Origin of the sequence: Isoptericola variabilis (assembly GCF_050311655.1) — a bacterium.
In the GTDB taxonomy this organism is placed as follows: Bacteria; Actinomycetota; Actinomycetes; order Actinomycetales; family Cellulomonadaceae; genus Isoptericola; species Isoptericola variabilis.
Genome location: NZ_JBNOZM010000007.1, coordinates 137490 through 154440, shown reverse-complemented (window position 1 = coordinate 154440; position 16951 = coordinate 137490). Strand labels below are relative to the sequence as shown.

Annotated in this window: 15 protein-coding genes; 8 read left to right on the top strand and 7 right to left on the bottom strand. The window is 74.1% G+C overall.

The features are described 5' to 3' along the window. Positions 1-11: 11 nt before the first annotated feature. Complete coding sequence (locus ACQP60_RS16130; RefSeq protein ID WP_429734647.1) at positions 12-314, bottom strand: putative quinol monooxygenase; 303 nt, start codon at positions 312-314, stop codon at positions 12-14. Between the two features lie 99 nt (positions 315-413). Between ACQP60_RS16130 and ACQP60_RS16125 the strand changes: the two genes are divergently transcribed. Then, positions 414-1553 (top strand): NAD(P)-binding domain-containing protein, encoded by a 1140-nt coding sequence (locus tag ACQP60_RS16125; protein WP_429734645.1) that lies wholly within the window; start codon positions 414-416, stop codon positions 1551-1553. Here the strand turns inward: ACQP60_RS16125 and ACQP60_RS16120 are convergent. Both ACQP60_RS16120 and ACQP60_RS16115 read right to left on the bottom strand, forming a co-directional pair. Continuing rightward, a complete protein-coding gene (locus tag ACQP60_RS16120) occupies positions 1550-2383 on the bottom strand; it encodes an MBL fold metallo-hydrolase (RefSeq protein WP_429734643.1) in 834 nt (277 codons plus the stop codon). The genes ACQP60_RS16125 and ACQP60_RS16120 overlap by 4 nt on opposite strands. A gap of 108 nt (positions 2384-2491) precedes the next feature. After that, positions 2492-2629 carry a hypothetical protein gene (locus ACQP60_RS16115; protein WP_429734641.1) on the bottom strand — a complete coding sequence of 46 codons (138 nt, stop codon included), beginning with the start codon at positions 2627-2629 and terminating at the stop codon, positions 2492-2494. Positions 2630-2753: 124 nt separating this feature from the next. Between ACQP60_RS16115 and ACQP60_RS16110 the strand changes: the two genes are divergently transcribed. The 4 genes from ACQP60_RS16110 (at position 2754) to ACQP60_RS16095 (ending at position 7794) form a co-directional block, all read left to right on the top strand. After that, positions 2754-3137 (top strand): nuclear transport factor 2 family protein, encoded by a 384-nt coding sequence (locus ACQP60_RS16110; RefSeq protein ID WP_429734639.1) that lies wholly within the window; start codon positions 2754-2756, stop codon positions 3135-3137. Positions 3138-3152: 15 nt separating this feature from the next. Beyond that, complete coding sequence (locus tag ACQP60_RS16105; protein ID WP_429734637.1) at positions 3153-4058, top strand: oxygenase MpaB family protein; 906 nt, start codon at positions 3153-3155, stop codon at positions 4056-4058. Between the two features lie 131 nt (positions 4059-4189). Continuing rightward, positions 4190-6277, top strand: coding sequence for a beta-galactosidase (locus ACQP60_RS16100; RefSeq protein ID WP_429734635.1), 2088 nt, complete (start codon positions 4190-4192; stop codon positions 6275-6277). Between the two features lie 119 nt (positions 6278-6396). Then, on the top strand, positions 6397-7794 hold the full coding sequence (locus tag ACQP60_RS16095) for a nucleobase:cation symporter-2 family protein (RefSeq protein WP_429734633.1): 1398 nt from the start codon (positions 6397-6399) through the stop codon (positions 7792-7794). On the opposite strand, the gene ACQP60_RS16090 is transcribed toward ACQP60_RS16095, so the two are convergent. Both ACQP60_RS16090 and ACQP60_RS16085 read right to left on the bottom strand, forming a co-directional pair. Further along, positions 7767-8162 (bottom strand): YchJ family protein, encoded by a 396-nt coding sequence (locus ACQP60_RS16090; protein WP_429734631.1) that lies wholly within the window; start codon positions 8160-8162, stop codon positions 7767-7769. The genes ACQP60_RS16095 and ACQP60_RS16090 overlap by 28 nt on opposite strands. Positions 8163-8193: 31 nt before the next feature. Beyond that, entirely contained in the window at positions 8194-9405 is a 1212-nt protein-coding gene (locus ACQP60_RS16085) for an MFS transporter (RefSeq protein WP_429734629.1), read from the bottom strand. A gap of 182 nt (positions 9406-9587) precedes the next feature. Here ACQP60_RS16085 and ACQP60_RS16080 point away from each other — a divergent pair, with 182 nt between their 5' ends. Then, positions 9588-10556 (top strand): hypothetical protein, encoded by a 969-nt coding sequence (locus ACQP60_RS16080; RefSeq protein ID WP_429734627.1) that lies wholly within the window; start codon positions 9588-9590, stop codon positions 10554-10556. A gap of 61 nt (positions 10557-10617) precedes the next feature. On the opposite strand, the gene ACQP60_RS16075 is transcribed toward ACQP60_RS16080, so the two are convergent. Both ACQP60_RS16075 and ACQP60_RS16070 read right to left on the bottom strand, forming a co-directional pair. After that, complete coding sequence (locus ACQP60_RS16075) at positions 10618-12207, bottom strand: glycoside hydrolase family 53 protein (protein WP_429734625.1); 1590 nt, start codon at positions 12205-12207, stop codon at positions 10618-10620. A 77-nt stretch (positions 12208-12284) separates the two neighbouring features. Further along, complete coding sequence (locus ACQP60_RS16070; RefSeq protein WP_429734623.1) at positions 12285-14330, bottom strand: beta-galactosidase; 2046 nt, start codon at positions 14328-14330, stop codon at positions 12285-12287. 238 nt (positions 14331-14568) lie between these two features. On the opposite strand from ACQP60_RS16070, the gene ACQP60_RS16065 reads away from it, so the two are divergent. Further along, entirely contained in the window at positions 14569-15894 is a 1326-nt protein-coding gene (locus ACQP60_RS16065; protein ID WP_429734621.1) for an ABC transporter substrate-binding protein, read from the top strand. Positions 15895-15998: 104 nt separating this feature from the next. Further along, positions 15999-16949: a carbohydrate ABC transporter permease gene (locus ACQP60_RS16060; RefSeq protein WP_429734619.1), complete on the top strand. Its 951-nt coding sequence runs from the start codon at positions 15999-16001 to the stop codon at positions 16947-16949. The last annotated feature ends 2 nt before the right edge of the window (positions 16950-16951 follow it).

The following is a 16951-nucleotide window of genomic DNA, read 5'->3' as shown; positions in this document are numbered from 1 at the left end:
TCCGCCGGGCGTCAGTCTCGCAGCGGCGAGCCGACGACCGTGAAGCGGAAGCCGCCGAACTCTCCCGACAGCAGAGGGCGGGCCGCCGCGATGGAGGCCTGGACGGCCGGGAGCTGCAGCGACGCCCGGTGTGCCTCCGCCGACGTCCACAGCTCGGCGACGAACACCGTGTCCGGGTGGTCGTCGTTGACGCCCACCTCGTAGAGGAGGCACCCCGCCTCCGCGAGCTCCGCGCTGCGCTGCGTGAGGTGAGCGACCAGCGCGTCGCGCTTCCCGGGGGCGGCACCCAGCGTGCCGACGTTGGCGTAGGTCATGCCTCGTGACGCTAGCTCCCGCCGGCGACACGGCCCTGAGGTGCGCGAGACCACACGCACCACCGGAAGCCCACCGTCGCGGGCGGTGTTGCCGCAGGCATGACGACGACCGAGGCCATGCCGCACGCCGCGGACGTCGTCGTGATCGGCGCGGGGCAGACGGGCCTGTCGGCGGCGTACCACCTGCGGCGGCGCGGGTTCGTGCCCGCGGTCGGTGCGGCGTCCGGCGGGCGCACGTACGTCGTCCTCGACGCCGAGGACGGGCCCGGCGGGGCGTGGCGGCACCGGTGGCGCTCGCTGCGGATGAGCACGGTGAACGGCATCCACGACCTGCCCGGCATCGAGCAGCCCGACGTCGAGCCCGAGGCGGCGAGCGTCGACGTGCTGCCCGCCTACTTCGGCGACTACGAGCACGAGCTCGGCCTCGCCGTCGTCCGGCCGGTGCGCGTGCGCCGCGTCGAGGAGGCCGGCGACGGCGGCCTCCTCGTCCGGTGGGAGGGCGGCGACCGGTCCGGGGTCGTCGTCGCGCGGGCGATCGTCAACGCGACGGGCACGTGGTCGAAGCCGTTCTGGCCGGCCTACCCGGGGCAGGAGACGTTCCGCGGCCGCCAGCTGCACACCGCCGACTACGTACGGGCGGAGGACTTCGCCGGGCAGCGCGTCGCGGTCGTCGGCGGAGGGATCTCCGCCGTGCAGCTCCTGGAGGAGGTCTCGCACGTGGCGCGGACGTTCTGGTTCACGCGCCGCGAGCCGGTGTGGCGTGACTCCTTCGAGCCGGAGGACGGGTCGCGCGCCGTGGCGATGGTCGCCGACCGGGTCCGCGAGGGGCTGCCGCCGCTGAGCGTCGTGTCCGTCACCGGCCTCATCAAGACGCCGTCGCTGCTGGCCGCCGAGGCGCGCGGCGTGCTCCACCGGCGGCCCATGTTCACGCGCATCGTGCCCGACGGCGTCGTCACCGCCGACGGCGAGACCCTCCCCGTGGACGTCATCTTCTGGAACACCGGATTTCGCGCCGCCCTCGACCACCTGCGGCCGCTGCACCTGCGCGCCGCCGGCGGTGGCATCCGCATGGACGGCACCCAGGTCGACGGCGAGCCGCGCGTGCACCTCATCGGCTACGGGCCGTCCGCGTCCACCATCGGCGCCAACCGTGCCGGCCGCGACGCCGTCAACCGGATCGTGCGCCATCTCGACGGCGCGACGGAGGGCGCCGTGACGACGCACGCCGCGGCACGCTAGTCCGTCCCGGCGGCCTCGCGCCGACGGGCGACGCTCTGGGCCTGACCCTCGTGGATGTCGCTCACCCACTCCCAGCCGGGCTCGGCCGACGGGCCGATCCTCGGGTCGTCCGGCGGCCTGCCCTCCCGCAGGGCGTCCAGGTACGCGCGGTCCTGCGCGATCCGCGCGCGCAGCTCGTCGGCCCCGCCGACCGAGCCGTGCCCGGGGACCACGGCGACGGCGTCGCCGGCGGCCTGCTCCAGGAGGTCCAGCCCGCGAAGGTAGTCGCTGACCGGGTCGTTCGTGTCGTCGAACTCGTCGAGCATGGGGACGAACACGTCCGAGAGCATGTCGCCGGCCGCGAGGACCCGGGCTTCCTCGATCAGCAGCGCCGCGTGGCCCGGGGAGTGCGCCGGGTGCTCGACGACCCGGACGGGCGGGCCGTCCCACGGAAGCCGGGTCGCCCCGGCCGGCAGCCCGACGACGAGGCCGAACGCGTCGAGCGGCACCTCCCCGGCGATCTCCGGCGGCAGGCCCTCGGCGACGCGAGCCCTCCAGTCCGGGGCCGACAGCAGGCGGTGCAGGACGTCCGCGCAGCGCGCGGTGCCGTACCGGGGCGCGTCGCCGAGCGCAGGGTGCCAGAGCACGTGGTCCCAGTCGGGGTGCGTCGCGAAGGCCGCCACCACGTGCTGGCCCAGGTCGCGCAGATCGTCCGCCAGGCACGCCAGCTCGTCGCCCGTGAGTCCGGGGTCGACGAGGAGAACGCCGCTCCGCCCCTGGACGACGACGGCGTTGTTACGGAGCAGCTCGCTCTGGTGTGCCCACACACCGCTTGCGACCGGTCTCAACATGGTGGGCCTCCTGACGTCATCGGTGCGACCGCCCGGCCGGACGTGCCGCGTGTCGATGGTGACCGTCGGCCGCGGCGAAACTCACTGCTGCTCCGCCGGGCCGACGTGTCACAGGTCGGCGGCGAGGGACGTCAAGAAGGGCAGCGCGACGACGAACGCGCCGGCCACAGCAAGAATCCCGACGATCGTGGCCAGGAACGTCCAGACGTCCTGGCTCCTGGACCGAGCGGGTCGGGTTCTCCTCATGGCGCGAGCGTAGCCAGCGCCGGGACGCCCCTCCCGGACCGACGTCAGGCGGGCAGAAGTTCCTGTCCGGGGCCGCGCGTACGGTCGACCTGTCGACCGAGAACGCCGCGAGGAGGCGGACGCCATGACCACCGACCCCACGGACGCACCGGACACCGTGGCCGCAGAGTTCTTCGACCGCTACCGGCAGGCGTTGCTGGACCGCGACGAGACGGCGGTCGCCGATCTCTACGCGGTGCCGGCGCTGATCCTGTTCCCCGGGCAGTCGCTGCCGGTGACGAGCCGCGCGCAGACGGAGCAGTTCTTCGGGTCGTCGTGGAGCCAGTACGAGGGCGTCACCGGCATGGCGTCGGACGTGCGGGTCGTGGCCGCCACGGCGCACAGCGTCTGGGCCGACGTGACGTGGCAGCACGAGGGCGCCGACGACGGGACGGAGCGGTTCGTGTACCAGCTCGTCCGCACGGACGACGGGTGGCGCATCGCCGTGCTCACGCCGATGGACGTGTGAGCGGATACTGGCGGCATGACGACGGCGACGAACCCGGTGGAGCGGCTCCGGCTGCGGCTGGGGGACGTGCTGTTCGAGAAGGTCGCGGGCCCGGAGGCGGAGGCGTCGCGCGACCGGATCCACCTGACGCCGGGGCCGCGGTGGTTCGCGCCGGACAGCCCGGTCGGGCGGGTGCACGCCGACGCGTCGATGTTCGTGGGCGGGCTGCGGGCGCTGCTGCTGCAGTCGTTGCACCCGCTGGCGATGGCGGGCGTGGCGGGGCACTCGGGGTATCGCGGCGACCCGTGGGGCCGGCTGGAGCGGACGGCGACGTTCATCGCGACGACGACGTTCGGCACGGCCGACGACGCGCAGGCGATGATCGACCGCGTCCGGTCGGTGCACGACCGCGTGCGCGGCAAGGCCCCGGACGGGCGGCCGTACCGCGCGGGCGACCCGCACCTGCTCACCTGGGTGCACGCCGCGGAGGCGGACTCGTTCCTCACCGCGCACCAGCGGTTCGGGGAGCGGCCGCTCACTGCCGGTGAAGCCGACGAGTACGTGGCGCAGGCGGCGCGGGTCGCGCGGGCGCTGGGCGCCGTCGTCGTGCCGGAGACGGTGGCCGAGCTGGGCGAGACGATCGAGGCGTACCGGCCCGAGCTGGAGGCGTCCGAGGCCGCGCTCGACACGGTGCGGTTCCTGCTGCGCGAGCCCCCGCTGCCGCGCCCGGCCCGCCCGCCGTACGCGCTGCTCGCCGCCGGCGCCGTGTCGACGCTGCCGGCGTGGGCGCGCGACGCGCTGGGCGTGGACACCTGGTTCCGCCGCACCCTCGGCGCCCCGGCGGGCACCGTCGCGACCCGCGCCGTGCGCTGGGGGATGGGCACGTCGGAGAAGACCCGCGCCTACCCGCGTGCCGGCGTCCCGGCGACGACGCCCGGCTGACGCCCCGCCCTTCCGACCCCGGAGTTGTCAGGGCCAGGGGTGTGTATACCCGGCCCTGGTCCTGACAAGTCGCCGATGGGTAGGCTGACCCCGCATCGAAGCGCTTCGACGGTCCACGGGGGTATCGCGGCATGACGGCTGGTCTCGCACGGCTGACGGACGAGCTGGGGCTCCTGTACGGCGGTGACTACAACCCCGAGCAGTGGGACCCCGCCGTCTGGCGCGAGGACGTCGCGCTGATGCGGGAGGCGGGCGTCAACCTGGTGACGGTGGGCGTCTTCAGCTGGTCGCACCTCGAGCCGCGCCCGGGGGAGTACCGCTTCGGCTGGCTCGACGAGGTGCTTGGCCTGCTGCACGACGCCGGCATCGCCGTCGACCTGGCGACGCCGGTCGCGTCCCCGCCGCCGTGGCTGGGCCACCGCCACCCGGAGTCGTTGCCGACGACGGCGGACGGCACGGTGCTGAGCTACGGGTCGCGCAACCAGTTCTGCCCGTCGTCCGACGCCTACCGAGCGGCGGCAGCGACGATCGCCGAGCAGCTGACCGCCCGGTACGCCGGACACCCCGCCGTCCGGATGTGGCACGCGGGCAACGAGTACGGCCAGGTCTGCTTCTGCGACCGCTGCGCCGAGCGGTTCCGCGACTGGCTGCGCGCCCGGTACGGCACCCTCGACGCGCTCAACGCGGCGTGGGCCACGACGGTCTGGTCGCAGGAGTACGGCGACTGGGCGGAGATCCTGCCGCCGCGCGTCGCCCCCTACCACCGCAACCCGTCGCAGGAGCTCGACTTCCGCCGCTTCGGCTCCGACCTGCTGCTCGGCCTGTACCGCGAGCAGAAGGCGGTGATCCGTCGCCACGACCCCGACCGCCCGGTCACGACCAACCTCATGGGCTTCTTCGGCGGCATCGACCCGCACGAATGGCGCGCCGACCTCGATGTGATCGCCGACGACGCCTACCCGGACCCCGCGTCCCCCGACGCGCCCGCCGACGCGGCGCTCGTCAACCACCTGGCGCGCGGGCTCGCGGGCGGCGGGTCGTGGCTGCGCATGGAGCAGGCGGCGAGCGCGGTGAGCTGGCGCGAGCACAACCTCACCAAGTCGCCCGTGCGGCTGCGCACCGAGGTGCTCCAGGCGCTCGCGCACGGCTGCGACGGCGCGTTGTTCTTCCAGTGGCGCCAGGCCCGCTCCGGCCCTGAGCGCTTCCACTCCGCGATGCTGCCCGTCGCCGGGGCGGACACGGCCGTGCACCAGGGGGTCCGTGCCCTGGGCGCCGAGCTGCGCGCGCTGCGGGGCCTGGTCGGCGAGCCCGTCCACCGCCGCGTCGCGCTCCTGTGGGACTGGACGTCGTGGTGGGCGGCCGGCCAGGTCGCGCTCCCGACCGCGCGCCTCGACCCGCTCGCCACGCTGCGGGCCTGGCACCGGGAGCTGTGGCGCCTCGGCGTGGTGGTCGACGTCGTGCCCGCGGACCGCGACGACGTCGCCCTGGACGGCTACGACCTCGTGCTCGCCCCCGCCCAGTACGTGCTCGACGGCGCCGCGGCGGCCCGCCTCGACGCGTACGTCGCGGGCGGCGGCCACCTCGTGTGGGGACCGTTCGGCGGGGTCGCGGACGGGCTGTCGCACCTGCACGCCGGGCGCTCGCCCGCGCCGCTGCGGCACGTGCTCGGCGTCTCGGCGGAGGAGTGGGTGCCGCTGCCCGACGGCGGGAGCACAGTGGTGTGGTCCGACGGGCGGCACGGGCCCGGCACCGCCTCGACGCTCGGCGAGCGCACCCGCTCCGACGGGGCTGACGTGCTCGCGACGTACGACGACGGCCCGCTGGCCGGGTGCGTCGCCGTCGCGCACCACCGGCACGGCGAGGGACGCGCGTGGTACGTCGGGGCCGACCTCGCCGTGTGCGAGGACGGGTCCGACGGCGGGCTCGGGGGCGTCCTGCGGGCGGCGCTCGACGAGGCGGGGGTGTCGTCCGGTGCCCAGGCTCCCGGCGTCGAGACCGTGTGGCGCGGCGACGCGCTCGTCGCGATCAACCACACCGACCGGCCGGCGGCGCTCGTCCTCGGCGCGGCGCTCGCGACCGGCCCCGCCGCCGTGCGTGACGCGGTCGCGCGCGACGGGACGCCGCTCGCCGACCTGCTCACCGGCGCGCGCCACGACGCCTCCGCGACCCTCCCGCTCGCGCCGCACGACGTCGTCGTCCTCACGACGGTGCGACCGTGAAAGGTTCATCCGAGAAGATGTCACCTCCCGGAAACTCTGTTTGATCCCACGGAAACCGTCGCTCCCTACGGTCGTCCCGACGCGCCGCCCAGGCGCCCGGTGACGGAAGGGGACGACCGATGTCCGAGGCATCACCCAGCACCACCGAGAGGCACCCGGTCGACCAGGTGCCGCGGCTCGCGCGCCTGTTCCCGCTCGGGCTGCAGCACGTGCTCGCGATGTACGCCGGGGCGGTGGCCGTGCCGCTCATCGTGGGCGGAGCCCTCGGCTACTCCGCGCAGGACCTGGCGTTCCTCATCAGTGCCGACCTGTTCGTCGCGGGCGTCGCGACGATCATCCAGTCCCTCGGGTTCTGGCGGTTCGGGGTGCGGCTGCCGCTCATGCAAGGGGTGACGTTCGCCGCCGTCGGCCCCATGATCACCATCGGCACGACGTACGACATCACCGCCGTCTTCGGCGCCACCATCGCGTGCGGCCTGTTCATGATCCTCGTCGCCCCGTTCTTCTCGGCGCTGCTGAGGTTCTTCCCACCGATCGTCACCGGCACGGTCATCCTCGTCATCGGCGTGTCGCTCATGGACGTCGCCGCCGGGTGGATCACGGACAACGGCCCCTCCGCCGCGCCGTCCGACCTGGCGCTCGCGGCGGGCACGCTGCTGTTCATCGTGCTCGTCGAGCGGTTCGCGCCCGCGGGGCTGGCCCGCATCTCCGTGCTGCTCGGGCTCGCGCTGGGCACCCTCGTCGCGCTGCCCATGGGCAAGGTGGACTGGTCGGGCGTGGGGGAGGCGGGCTGGTTCGCCGTCGTGACCCCGTTCCACTTCGGCCTCCCGACGTTCCCGCTCGCAGCGGTGGTGTCGATGCTGGTCGTGGGGCTCGTCATCATGACGGAGACGACGGGCGACATGATCGCCGTCGGCGAGATCACCGGTCGCCCGGTGACGAGGCAGCGCCTCGGCGACGGGCTGCGTGCCGACGGGCTGTCCACCATGCTCGGGGGCGCGTTCAACACGTTCCCCTACACGGCGTTCGCGCAGAACGTGGGGCTCGTCAGCCTCACCGGCGTCGGGTCGCGGTACGTCGCGACGATGGCGGGCGGCATCCTCGTGGTGCTCGGCCTGGTGCCCAAGGTCGGGGCGGTGGTCGAGGGCGTGCCGAGCGCCGTCCTCGGCGGCGCCGGGGTCGCGCTGTTCGGCATGGTCGCGGCGTCGGGCGTCCGCTCGCTCACCAAGGTGACGTTCACGAGCAAGAACATCCTCGTGGTCGCCGTGTCCCTCGGCGTCGCGATGCTCCCGACGGTGCGCCCGGAGATCTACGCCGAGTTCCCGACCTGGTTCCGGCTGATCTTCGACTCCGGCATCAGCGCCGGTGCGATCAGCGCCATCCTGCTCAACCTGCTGCTCAACGGCGACCAGCTCCGGCGGGAGCCGGAGCCGGCGTCCGACCTGTCGCTCGAACCCGCGTCCGACCCTGGGCTGGAGCCGGCCGCCGCTCAGGCGCCGACGTCGCCGTCCACGTAGAACCAGCGCCCGCCCTCGCGGACGAACCGGCTCACCTCGTGCAGGCGGCCCCGCTCACCCGTGGCCGCCTGCACGTACTGCGCGACGAACTCCACCTCGCCGCCGTCGTCGAACGGGCCGCCCGCATGGGTGGCGAGCACGACGAGGCGCCGCCACCGCTGGTCGTCGTCGAGCTCCAGCGACGACGGCCGCGTGCGCGGGTGCCACGTGGCGCGCAGGTAGGCGGCGTCGCCGACGGCGAACGCGGTGTACCGCGAGCGCATCAGCGCCTCCGCGGTGGGGGCGGGCCGGTCGCCGCGCAGCAGCGGGCCGCAGCACGCGCCGAACGTGTCGCCGGAGCCGCAGGGGCAGCGGTCGTCGTCGAGCACGGGTCCTCCTTCGATGCCGTCGGGGGTCGGGTCAGTGCGCGCCCGGCAGGCGCGGGTTGAACCGCTCCTCGCCGAGGGAGACGAGCAGCGCCAGCAGCACGACGACGGCGCTCGCGAGCGGCACGACGCGCACGTCGACGGCGGCGACCAGCGCCGCGCCCAGCCCGGAGCCGGCCGCGATGCCCACGTTGAACATGGACGACGAGATCGCCACCCCCATGTTGGTGGAACCGGGGGCCACGAGCATCACGCGGTGCGACAGGGCGGGCGGCACGCAGGAGAACGAGAACCCGAACAGCGCCAGGGACGCGACGGCGGCGACCGGCTGCTCGCCGAACGCCCACAGGCTCACGAGGGCCACCGTGAGCACGGCGAGCGCCACGAGCAGCACCGCCACCGGGCGCGCGTCGATGAACCGGCCCACGACGATGGTGCCGATCACGCCGGCCGCGCCCTGCAGGAGCAGCAGCCGGGCCATGTCGGACTGCTCGAAGCCGGTGACCTCGATGAAGTACTGCGTGACGAACGTGATGACGCCGAACGCGCCGGTCAGCACGAGGCCGGTCGTGACCATCTGGAACCCGAAGCGGCGACGGCTGGGGTGCGGCGCCCGGCTGGCCCCGCCCTCGGACGGCTTCATCGTGGGGAACAGCACCAGCACCACGAACGTCACCACCAGGGACAGGGCGGCGACGGCGGCGAACGTCCACCGCCACGACGTGTGCTCGCCGAGCCAGGTGCCTGCGGGAACGCCGAGCACCGGGGCGAGCGAGTTGCCGAGCGCGAGGCGCGTCATCACCCTGCCGCGGACCACCGGCCGGAACAGGCCCGTCGTCGCGGGCACCACGGCCGCCCAGAACAGCGCCTGCGCCGTCGCCGTCACCAGGCGGGCCGCGAACAGCTGCTCGTAGGACGGGGCGAGCGCAGCCCACAGCGTCGCGACGGCGGCGATGCCCGCGCACGCGGACAGCACCCACCGGCGCGGCACGCCGCGCGTCCAGTGCGCCAGCGGCACGGTCGTGATGAGCACCACGAGGGCGTACCCGGTGACGAGCAGGCCGATCTCGGACGTCGACCGGCCCAGGTCGGGGGCCATGAGCGTGAGCAGGCCGGACGGCAGCGACTCGACGGTGACGAACAGGAACGTCGACAGCGCCATCGCGACCAGGATGATCGTGGCGCGACGTTCGTCGACGGGTGGCGTGATGGCGGACGCCGGCGCGGAGGAGAGGTTCTCGGTCATGGGGATCGAAACGATCCTAGGCGCGAGTTGTCAGGGCCAGGCGCACGACAACGCGCGCCTGGCCCTGACAGGCCCGCGGCGCACCGAGGTGTCAGGGCCACGACCACAAGAACATGCTCCTGGCTCTGACAACTCGCGCGGGTGGGGTTGCGGTGGCGCGCGGGGTTCTCGATTCTCGGAGGGTGCCCACGCTGGCGGAGGTGCTGACGGAGGTCGCCGGTGAGCTGTACGGCCTCGAGCCGGCGGCGTTCGTCCCCGCGCGCGACGCCCGCTCCGCCGCCCTGCGCGCCGACGGCGAGGACGAGGCGGCCGACCGCGTGAAGCGGCTGCGCAAGCCGTCGACGGCGGCCTGGGTGGTCAACCTGCTCGCGCGCGCCGAGGCGGACCAGGTGGAGCAGGTGGTCGAGCTCGGCGCCGCGTTCCGCGAGGCGCAGGACGACCTCGACGGGAAGCGCCTGCGCGAGCTCACCCGGCAGCGGCGGCAGCTCGTCGCGGCGGTCGCGGCGCGGGCGAGGTCGCTCGCCGTCGAGGCGGGTACCGCTGTCTCCGGCGCCGTCCTCACCCAGGTCGAGTCCACGCTCACCGCCGCGATGATCGACGCCGACGCCGGCCGCGCCGTCCGCAGCGGGCTGCTCGTCGGCCCGCTGCAGGCCACCGGCATCGGGCGGGCCGACGTCGCGTCCGCCGTCGCCGTCCCGGACGCGCTCGGCATCGCGCCCGTGGACGACGACGGCGCGCCGTCGCGGCACCTGCACGCCGTGCCCGACCTGCCGGGCGCGGCGCGCAGCGGACGTCGTCGGGCCGGGTCGCGGAAGGACGACGACGGCGCGGCCGCCGAGGCGGAGGCCGCGCGGGCGGCGGCCCGCCAGGAGGCGGAGCAGGCGCTCGCCGACGCGGAGGACGACGTCGCCGCCGCGCGCGACGCCGGGAGCTCGGCCGCCGCCGAGGTAGGCCGCATCGAGGGGGTCGCGCGCCGCACCGACGCCGAGCGCGAGGCCGTCCGCCGCCGCCTCGCCGAGCTGGACGACGAGGCCGACGCCGTCGGTGCCGAGCTGCGCGGCGCCGTCGCCGCCCGCCAGCGTGCCGAGCGCACCCTCGCCGACGCCACCCGCCGTCGCGACGAGGCCGCCGCTCGCCTCCGCGACCTCTGACGTGTCAGGGTGAGCGCGGGGTATACCGCGCGCTCACCCTGACAGCTCGCGCCTTCGCCGGTCAGCCGGCGGCGAGCTCGGCGGCGACGGGCCCGAGCAGGCGCCCGTCGTGGTCGAACATCGCCTGGTTCTCCCACGCGTTGCCGGACGCCGGGTCCTCGGGGTCCCAGCCGTTGCCCGCGACGGACGTCCACGCCGGCTCCCAGTAGACGGCGCCGATCCCGCGGCCGCCGGGCGCGGCAGCGACGGTGTCCTGCACGGCGCGGAACGCCGCCGCCTGGCCCTCGGGCGTGGCGGGGTAGCCGGCGACGAGCTGGCCCTCGGTGGCGATGACGTTCTCCCAGGCCGGGTCGTCGTCCTCGAGCGTGAACGGGTACGCCGTCTCGACGACCATGACGTCGCGGTCGTAGCGGGCGGACAGGGTGCCGACGGCCTCCTGCAGGTCGGCGAGCGACCCGTGCCAGTAGCCGTAGTAGCTCAGGCCGACGACGTCGAACGGCACGTCGCGCGCGGTGACCTCGTCGAACCACCACGTGAGCCCGTCGATGCCGTTGTTGATGTTCGTCAGGTGCAGGATCGTCCGCGTCGACGGCGAGACGGCCTTCACCGCGTCGTGCCCGGCGGTGAGGAACCCGGCGAGGGCGTCCCACTGCGCGCCGGCGACGCCGTCGTCGGGGTCGACGTCCCACGTCTGGCCGTAGGGCCACAGCATGCCGGGGTTGATCTCGTTCCCCACCTGCGCGTACGCGACGTCGACCCCCGCGTCTACGAGGGCGGTCATCACCTCGCGGGTGTGCGCGGCGAGCTGGTCGGTCATCTCGGTGACGCTCGACCCCGCCCACGCGGCCGGCACGCCCTGCGCCCCCGGGTCGGTCCACCGGTCGGAGTAGTGGAAGTCGACCATGACGTCCATGCCCGCGGCCTGGATGCGCTTCGCGGTGGTCACGACGTGCGTCACCTCGTTGTAGCCGTCGGCAGGGTCCACCCACACCTTGAGGCGGCCGAGGTTCATGCCGTGGTCGGCGAGGATCTCCACCGCGTCGCCCGGCGTGCCGTCGACGTCGGCATACGTGGCGCCGTGGTCCTCGTTCTTCGCCAGGCCGGACAGGTCGCCGCCGCGCACGTCGCGCGCCACCCGGCCGCGCTCGACCGCGACGTCGTCGACGCTCGCCCACGCACCGCCCGCGTCGTCCGACGTCGCGAGCGCGAGCGTGCAGTCGCCGCCGCGGCTCTGCGCGGAGACGGCGACGCGCACCCACGCGTCGTCCTGCAGCGTCTGCGGCAGGGTGACGGTGCCGGACGTGCCGCCCGCGCAGGTCAGGGACAGCGTCGAGGTGTCCAGCCCGCCGGACTTCACCCAGGCGCTCGCCGTCCACCAGCCCGTGCCGAGGCGGCCCAGACGCTGCGACGTCGTGACCTCGTACGGCACGTCCGACCAGTGCGTCAGCCGATCGCCGGTGCGGCCCCCGGCCTCCGTCGTCGCGGCGGCGTCGCCGGTGACGGCCCAGCCGTCCAGGCCGGCGTCGAACCCCGCGTTCTCCGGCTCGACGGCGGACCGGCCGCCGGGCGCGGCCCCCGCCGGTGCGGCGAGGGCGGCCGCCAGGGCGGCGGCGAGCAGGCTCGTGGTGATCGTGCGGTTGCGGTGCGACATCATCGTCCTTTCGCGTCGGGCGAGTTGTCAGGGCCACGAGTACGGCAACCTGCGTGTGGCCCTGACAACTCGCGGGATCAGTGCGGGGTGCGCAGCACGCGCGCCCCGCCGGCGGGGACGACGACGAAGCCTGCGACGTCCTCCCCGGTGAGCAGGTCGGTGGAGCCGGGCGCGACGTCGGGCAGCTTGGCGTCGGAGGCGGCATGGTTGAGCGCGACGGTGAAGACGGCGTCGTCGCCGTGCCGCCGCACGACCTCGAGCTCCGCGGGCAGGCCGGCGGGGGCGAGGCCGGCGTCGTCGTACACCCGGGCCATGAGGGGGGCGAGCGCGTCGACGTCCAGCCGCGTCGAGACGTACCAGCCGGTGCCCGCGCCGAGGGAGTTCCGCGTGATCGCCGCGCCGCCCGGCCGCGGGCCGCCGTCGTACGTGGCCACGACCTGCGCGCCGTCGAGCGCGAGGTCGTCGGCCCACACGTCGCCGGCCAGGGCGCCGTCGGCCAGCCCGACGACGCCGAGCGTCTCGCCCTCCCGCAGCGGCAGGAACTCCTCGACCGTGAGGCCGAGCGCCCGCCGCAGCGGCGCGCCGTAGCCGCCCTCGTGCACGCGGTCGTGCTCGTCCACGACGGCGCTGAAGTAGCTGACCAGCAGCGTGCCGCCGCCCTCCACGTACCGCGTGAGGTTGTCGGCCGCGGCGGCCGTGAGCAGGTACGACGCCGGGGCGACGACGAGCCTGTAGCCCGACAGGTCCTGCTCGGGGTGCGCCATGTCGACCGTGAGGCCGTCCCGCCACAGCCGGTCGTAGAAGGCGTCGGTGCGCTCGCGGTGCGACGCGTCGACGCTGGGCCGCCACTCGAGGTCCTGCGCCCAGTGCGACTCGTAGTCCCACAGCAGCGCGACGTCGGCCCGCACGCGCGAGCCCCGCACCTCGCCGAGGCGGCCGAGCTCTGCACCGAGCGCGCACACCTCGCGGAAGACGCGGCTGCCCGTGCCTGCGTGGGGGAGCATCGCGGAGTGGAACTTCTCGGCGCCGCCGCGCGAGGCCCGCCACTGGAAGAACAGGATCCCGTCGGCGCCGCGGCCCAGGTGAGACAGGGCGTTGCGCCGCTCCTCGCCCGGCCGCTTGGCCACGTTGCGCGGCTGCCAGTTCACGGCCGAGCTCGAGTGCTCCAGCAGGAGCCACGGCTTGCCGCCCGCGACCGAGCGCGTGAGGTCCGCCGCCATCGCCAGCCCGACATGGCCGCGCGGGTCGGCCGCGGTGAGGTAGTGGTCGTCGGAGACGACGTCGACCTCGCGGGCCCACGCCCACAGGTCGGTGGACGGGCACGCCGCCGCCATGAAGTTGGTGGTGACCGGGAGGTCGGAGTGCGCGCGGATCGCGTCGCGCTCGGCCACGAAGCACTCGCGCAGCATCGCGTCGGTGAACCGCGCGTAGTCGAGGCGCATGGCCGGGTTCGCGACGGTCGGCGTGGCCGACGGCGCGACGACGTGCTCCCACTCGCCGTACACCTGGCCCCAGAAGCGGGTGCCCCAGGCGGCGTTGAGCGCGTCGAGGGTGCCGTACCGGGCGCGCAGCCACAGGCGCCACGCGCGCTGCGCGTGGTCGGAGTAGTCGTCGGAGACGGGCGCGCCGTACTCGTTGTGCACGTGCCACAGCACGACGGCGGGGTGCTTCCCGTAGCGCTCGGCGAGCGCGCCTGCGATGCGGGTGGCGGCGCGGCGGTAGGCGGGCGACGACGGCGCGGCCGCGCCGCGGGACCCGAACTCCAGCACGGTGCCGTCGCGCGTCACGACGCGCGAGTCCGGGTACGTGCGGAAGAACCACGCCGGCGGCGACGCGGTGGGCGTGCCGAGGTCGACGCGGACGCCGCCGGAGTGCAGCAGGTCGAGCAGCCGGTCGAGCCAGCCAAAGTCGTACTCGCCCTCGCGCGGCTCGAGCAGCGCCCAGCTCCAGATCCCGACGCTCACGAGGTTGACGCCGGCCTCCCGCATGAGCGCGACGTCCTGCGCCCACACCTCCTCCGGCCACTGCTCGGGGTTGTAGTCGCCGCCGTAGCAGATCTCCTCGACGCCGGGCAGCCAGCCGTCGAAGTCCGGGCCCGGGCGGAAGGGCGTGGCGTCGGGCATGGAAGAGGCTCCTCGCGTCGGTGCTGGTGCTCGGCGTGCTGTGCTCGCTGCTGTGCTGAGTCCTGTGCTCGGTCACAGCCGTCGTGACCGGGCAACGACTAGGTAACACCACGAAACCGGAAGTTGACAATCCCGGGCGACGTGTCGCTACTGTGACCGTGCACAGCCACACTGTCGTGAGTCGCCCAGCGCCCCCTGCCTGACGCGGCGGTGCGATGGTCCTTGACGAGGAGGAGTCATGCGCCTGACCACAGGCACCCGGATCGCGGCCCTCGCCGCCGCCACCGCGCTGCTCGCGTCCGCCTGCTCCGGCGGCGGCGACGACGCCGGCTCGGACGACGGCGGATCGGCCGCGGGCCCCGTCGAGCTCACCTTCTGGACGTGGACGCCGAACATGGAGAAGGTCGTCGACCTCTGGAACTCCGAGCACCCCGACATCACGGTCACGGTGAACAAGCAGGACGGCGGCGACCCCGCCGTCACCAAGCTGCTCACGGCGATCAAGGCGGGCTCAGGCGCGCCGGACATCATGCAGGCCGAGTACCAGAAGATCCCGCAGCTCGTGTCCTCGGACGCGCTCGCGGACCTCTCGGGCTCGCTGGGCGACGACGTCGCCGAGCACTTCACCGACGGCGTGTGGGACGCCGTCACCCTCGGGTCGGACGCCGTCTACGCCGTGCCGCAGGACTCCGGGCCGATGCAGTTCTACTACCGCGCCGACGTCTTCGAGAAGCTCGGCATCGACGTCCCCACCACGTGGGACGAGTACGCGGACGCGGCGCGGAAGGTGCACGAGGCCGACCCGAAGGCCTACCTCGGCACGTTCTCCGCCAACGACGCGGGCTGGTTCGCCGGCATGACCCAGCAGGCCGGCGCGTCCTGGTACGGGATCGACGGCGACGCGTGGTCGGTGGACATCGACTCCGACGCCACCACCAAGGTCGCCGAGTACTGGGGCGGCCTCGTGGAGGAGGGTGTCATCGACAACAAGCCGATGTACACCCCCGAGTGGAACGCCGGCCTCAACGACGGCACCCAGGTGGGCTGGCTGTCGGCGATCTGGGCGCCCGGCGTCCTGTCGGGCAACGCCGCCGACACCGCGGGCAAGTGGGAGATGGCGCCCATGCCGCAGTGGGACGCCGCCGCGCCCGCCACCGGCGCGTGGGGCGGCTCGGCCACCGCGGTGACCTCGCAGTCCGAGCACCCGGAGCAGGCCGCCGAGTTCATCACCTGGCTCAACACCGACCCGGAGGCCGTGCAGGCGCTCGTGGACGAGACCGGCATCTACCCGGCCGACGTCCCGGCGAGCACCGAGGCGCTCAGCGACCCGCCGGAGTTCTTCTCCAACCAGCCCGACTTCTACGAGGTCGCGGCGCAGACGGCGCAGACGGTGCAGCCGTTCACCTACGGGCCGAACATCAACGTCGCCTACTCCGCGTACAACGACGAGTTCGCCAAGGCGACCAAGGCCAAGAAGGCCAGCGCGTTCGTCGACGCCGTCGGCGCGATGCAGCAGATCACGCTCGACGACCTGAAGAACCAGGGCTTCAACGTCAGCGAGTGACGACGCCGGCCGCCCGGGCCGGGAGATCCCCCCGGGCGGCCCGACGCCGTCGACCACGTTCGTCGTCGACCACGAAGCGCGCCGATCCGAGAGGGACGCCTGAGATGACCACGACCACCGCCGCGCCGCCGGCCCGCGCGACCGGGCCCAGCACGTCCGGACGGCGCCGGCTCGCCCCGTGGGGCTTCCTCGCGCCCGCGATCGTGCTGTTCGTCCTCTTCCTGGCGCTGCCGATCGCGTACGCGGTCTACCTGTCCTTCCGCACGGAGAAGGTGAGCGGGCTGGGCCTCGGCTCGGGCTCGCGCACCGAGGTGTGGGCCGGGCTGTCCAACTACGCGGCCGCGCTCGGTGACCCGGAGTTCCTCGCGTCCGTGGGGCGTGTCGCGCTGTACGGGCTGATCGTCGTGCCGACGATGCTCGGCCTGGCGCTGCTGTTCGCGCTGCTCCTCGACTCGCGGCGGGCGCGGACGCGCACGTTCTCGCGGACGGCGATCTTCCTGCCCTACGCGGTGCCCGCCGTCATCTCGTCCCTGCTGTGGGGCTTCCTCTACCTGCCCGGCGTCAGCCCGTTCTACGACCTGTTCGAGCGGTTCGGCTGGGACGTGCCGTCGCTGTTCGACGGCGACCTCGTGATGCTCGCCGTCGCGAACATCGCCGTCTGGGGTGGCACCGGGTTCAACATGATCGTCATCTACACCGCGCTCAAGGCGGTGCCGTCGGAGCTGTACGAGGCGGCGGAGCTGGACGGCGCCTCGCAGGTGGCGGTGGCCCTGCGCATCAAGATCCCGATCGTCACGCCGTCGATCATCATGACCGCCGTCTTCTCGATGATCGCGACGCTCCAGGTGTTCGCCGAGCCCACCACGCTGCGCCCGCTGAGCAACGCGATCTCGACCACGTGGACCCCGCTGATGAAGGTGTACCGCGACGCGTTCACGCGCGGCGACCTGTACTCGGCCGCCGCGACGTCGGTGATCATCGCCGCGGCGACGTTCGTGCTCTCGTTCGGCTTCCTGCGCCTCGTGCAGGGCCGCGCTTTCGGCCAGGAGAAGTGACC

What these genes read in the sequence shown, in the direction of transcription:
- ACQP60_RS16130 (WP_429734647.1), bottom strand. Translation starts at nt 314, where the DNA reads ATGACCTACGCCAACGTCGGCACGCTGGGTGCCGCCCCCGGGAAGCGC.
- ACQP60_RS16125 (WP_429734645.1), top strand. Translation starts at nt 414, where the DNA reads ATGACGACGACCGAGGCCATGCCGCACGCCGCGGACGTCGTCGTGATC.
- ACQP60_RS16120 (WP_429734643.1), bottom strand. Translation starts at nt 2,383, where the DNA reads ATGTTGAGACCGGTCGCAAGCGGTGTGTGGGCACACCAGAGCGAGCTG.
- ACQP60_RS16115 (WP_429734641.1), bottom strand. Translation starts at nt 2,629, where the DNA reads ATGAGGAGAACCCGACCCGCTCGGTCCAGGAGCCAGGACGTCTGGACG.
- ACQP60_RS16110 (WP_429734639.1), top strand. Translation starts at nt 2,754, where the DNA reads ATGACCACCGACCCCACGGACGCACCGGACACCGTGGCCGCAGAGTTC.
- ACQP60_RS16105 (WP_429734637.1), top strand. Translation starts at nt 3,153, where the DNA reads ATGACGACGGCGACGAACCCGGTGGAGCGGCTCCGGCTGCGGCTGGGG.
- ACQP60_RS16100 (WP_429734635.1), top strand. Translation starts at nt 4,190, where the DNA reads ATGACGGCTGGTCTCGCACGGCTGACGGACGAGCTGGGGCTCCTGTAC.
- ACQP60_RS16095 (WP_429734633.1), top strand. Translation starts at nt 6,397, where the DNA reads ATGTCCGAGGCATCACCCAGCACCACCGAGAGGCACCCGGTCGACCAG.
- ACQP60_RS16085 (WP_429734629.1), bottom strand. Translation starts at nt 9,405, where the DNA reads ATGACCGAGAACCTCTCCTCCGCGCCGGCGTCCGCCATCACGCCACCC.
- ACQP60_RS16075 (WP_429734625.1), bottom strand. Translation starts at nt 12,207, where the DNA reads ATGTCGCACCGCAACCGCACGATCACCACGAGCCTGCTCGCCGCCGCC.
- ACQP60_RS16070 (WP_429734623.1), bottom strand. Translation starts at nt 14,330, where the DNA reads ATGCCCGACGCCACGCCCTTCCGCCCGGGCCCGGACTTCGACGGCTGG.
- ACQP60_RS16065 (WP_429734621.1), top strand. Translation starts at nt 14,569, where the DNA reads ATGCGCCTGACCACAGGCACCCGGATCGCGGCCCTCGCCGCCGCCACC.
- ACQP60_RS16060 (WP_429734619.1), top strand. Translation starts at nt 15,999, where the DNA reads ATGACCACGACCACCGCCGCGCCGCCGGCCCGCGCGACCGGGCCCAGC.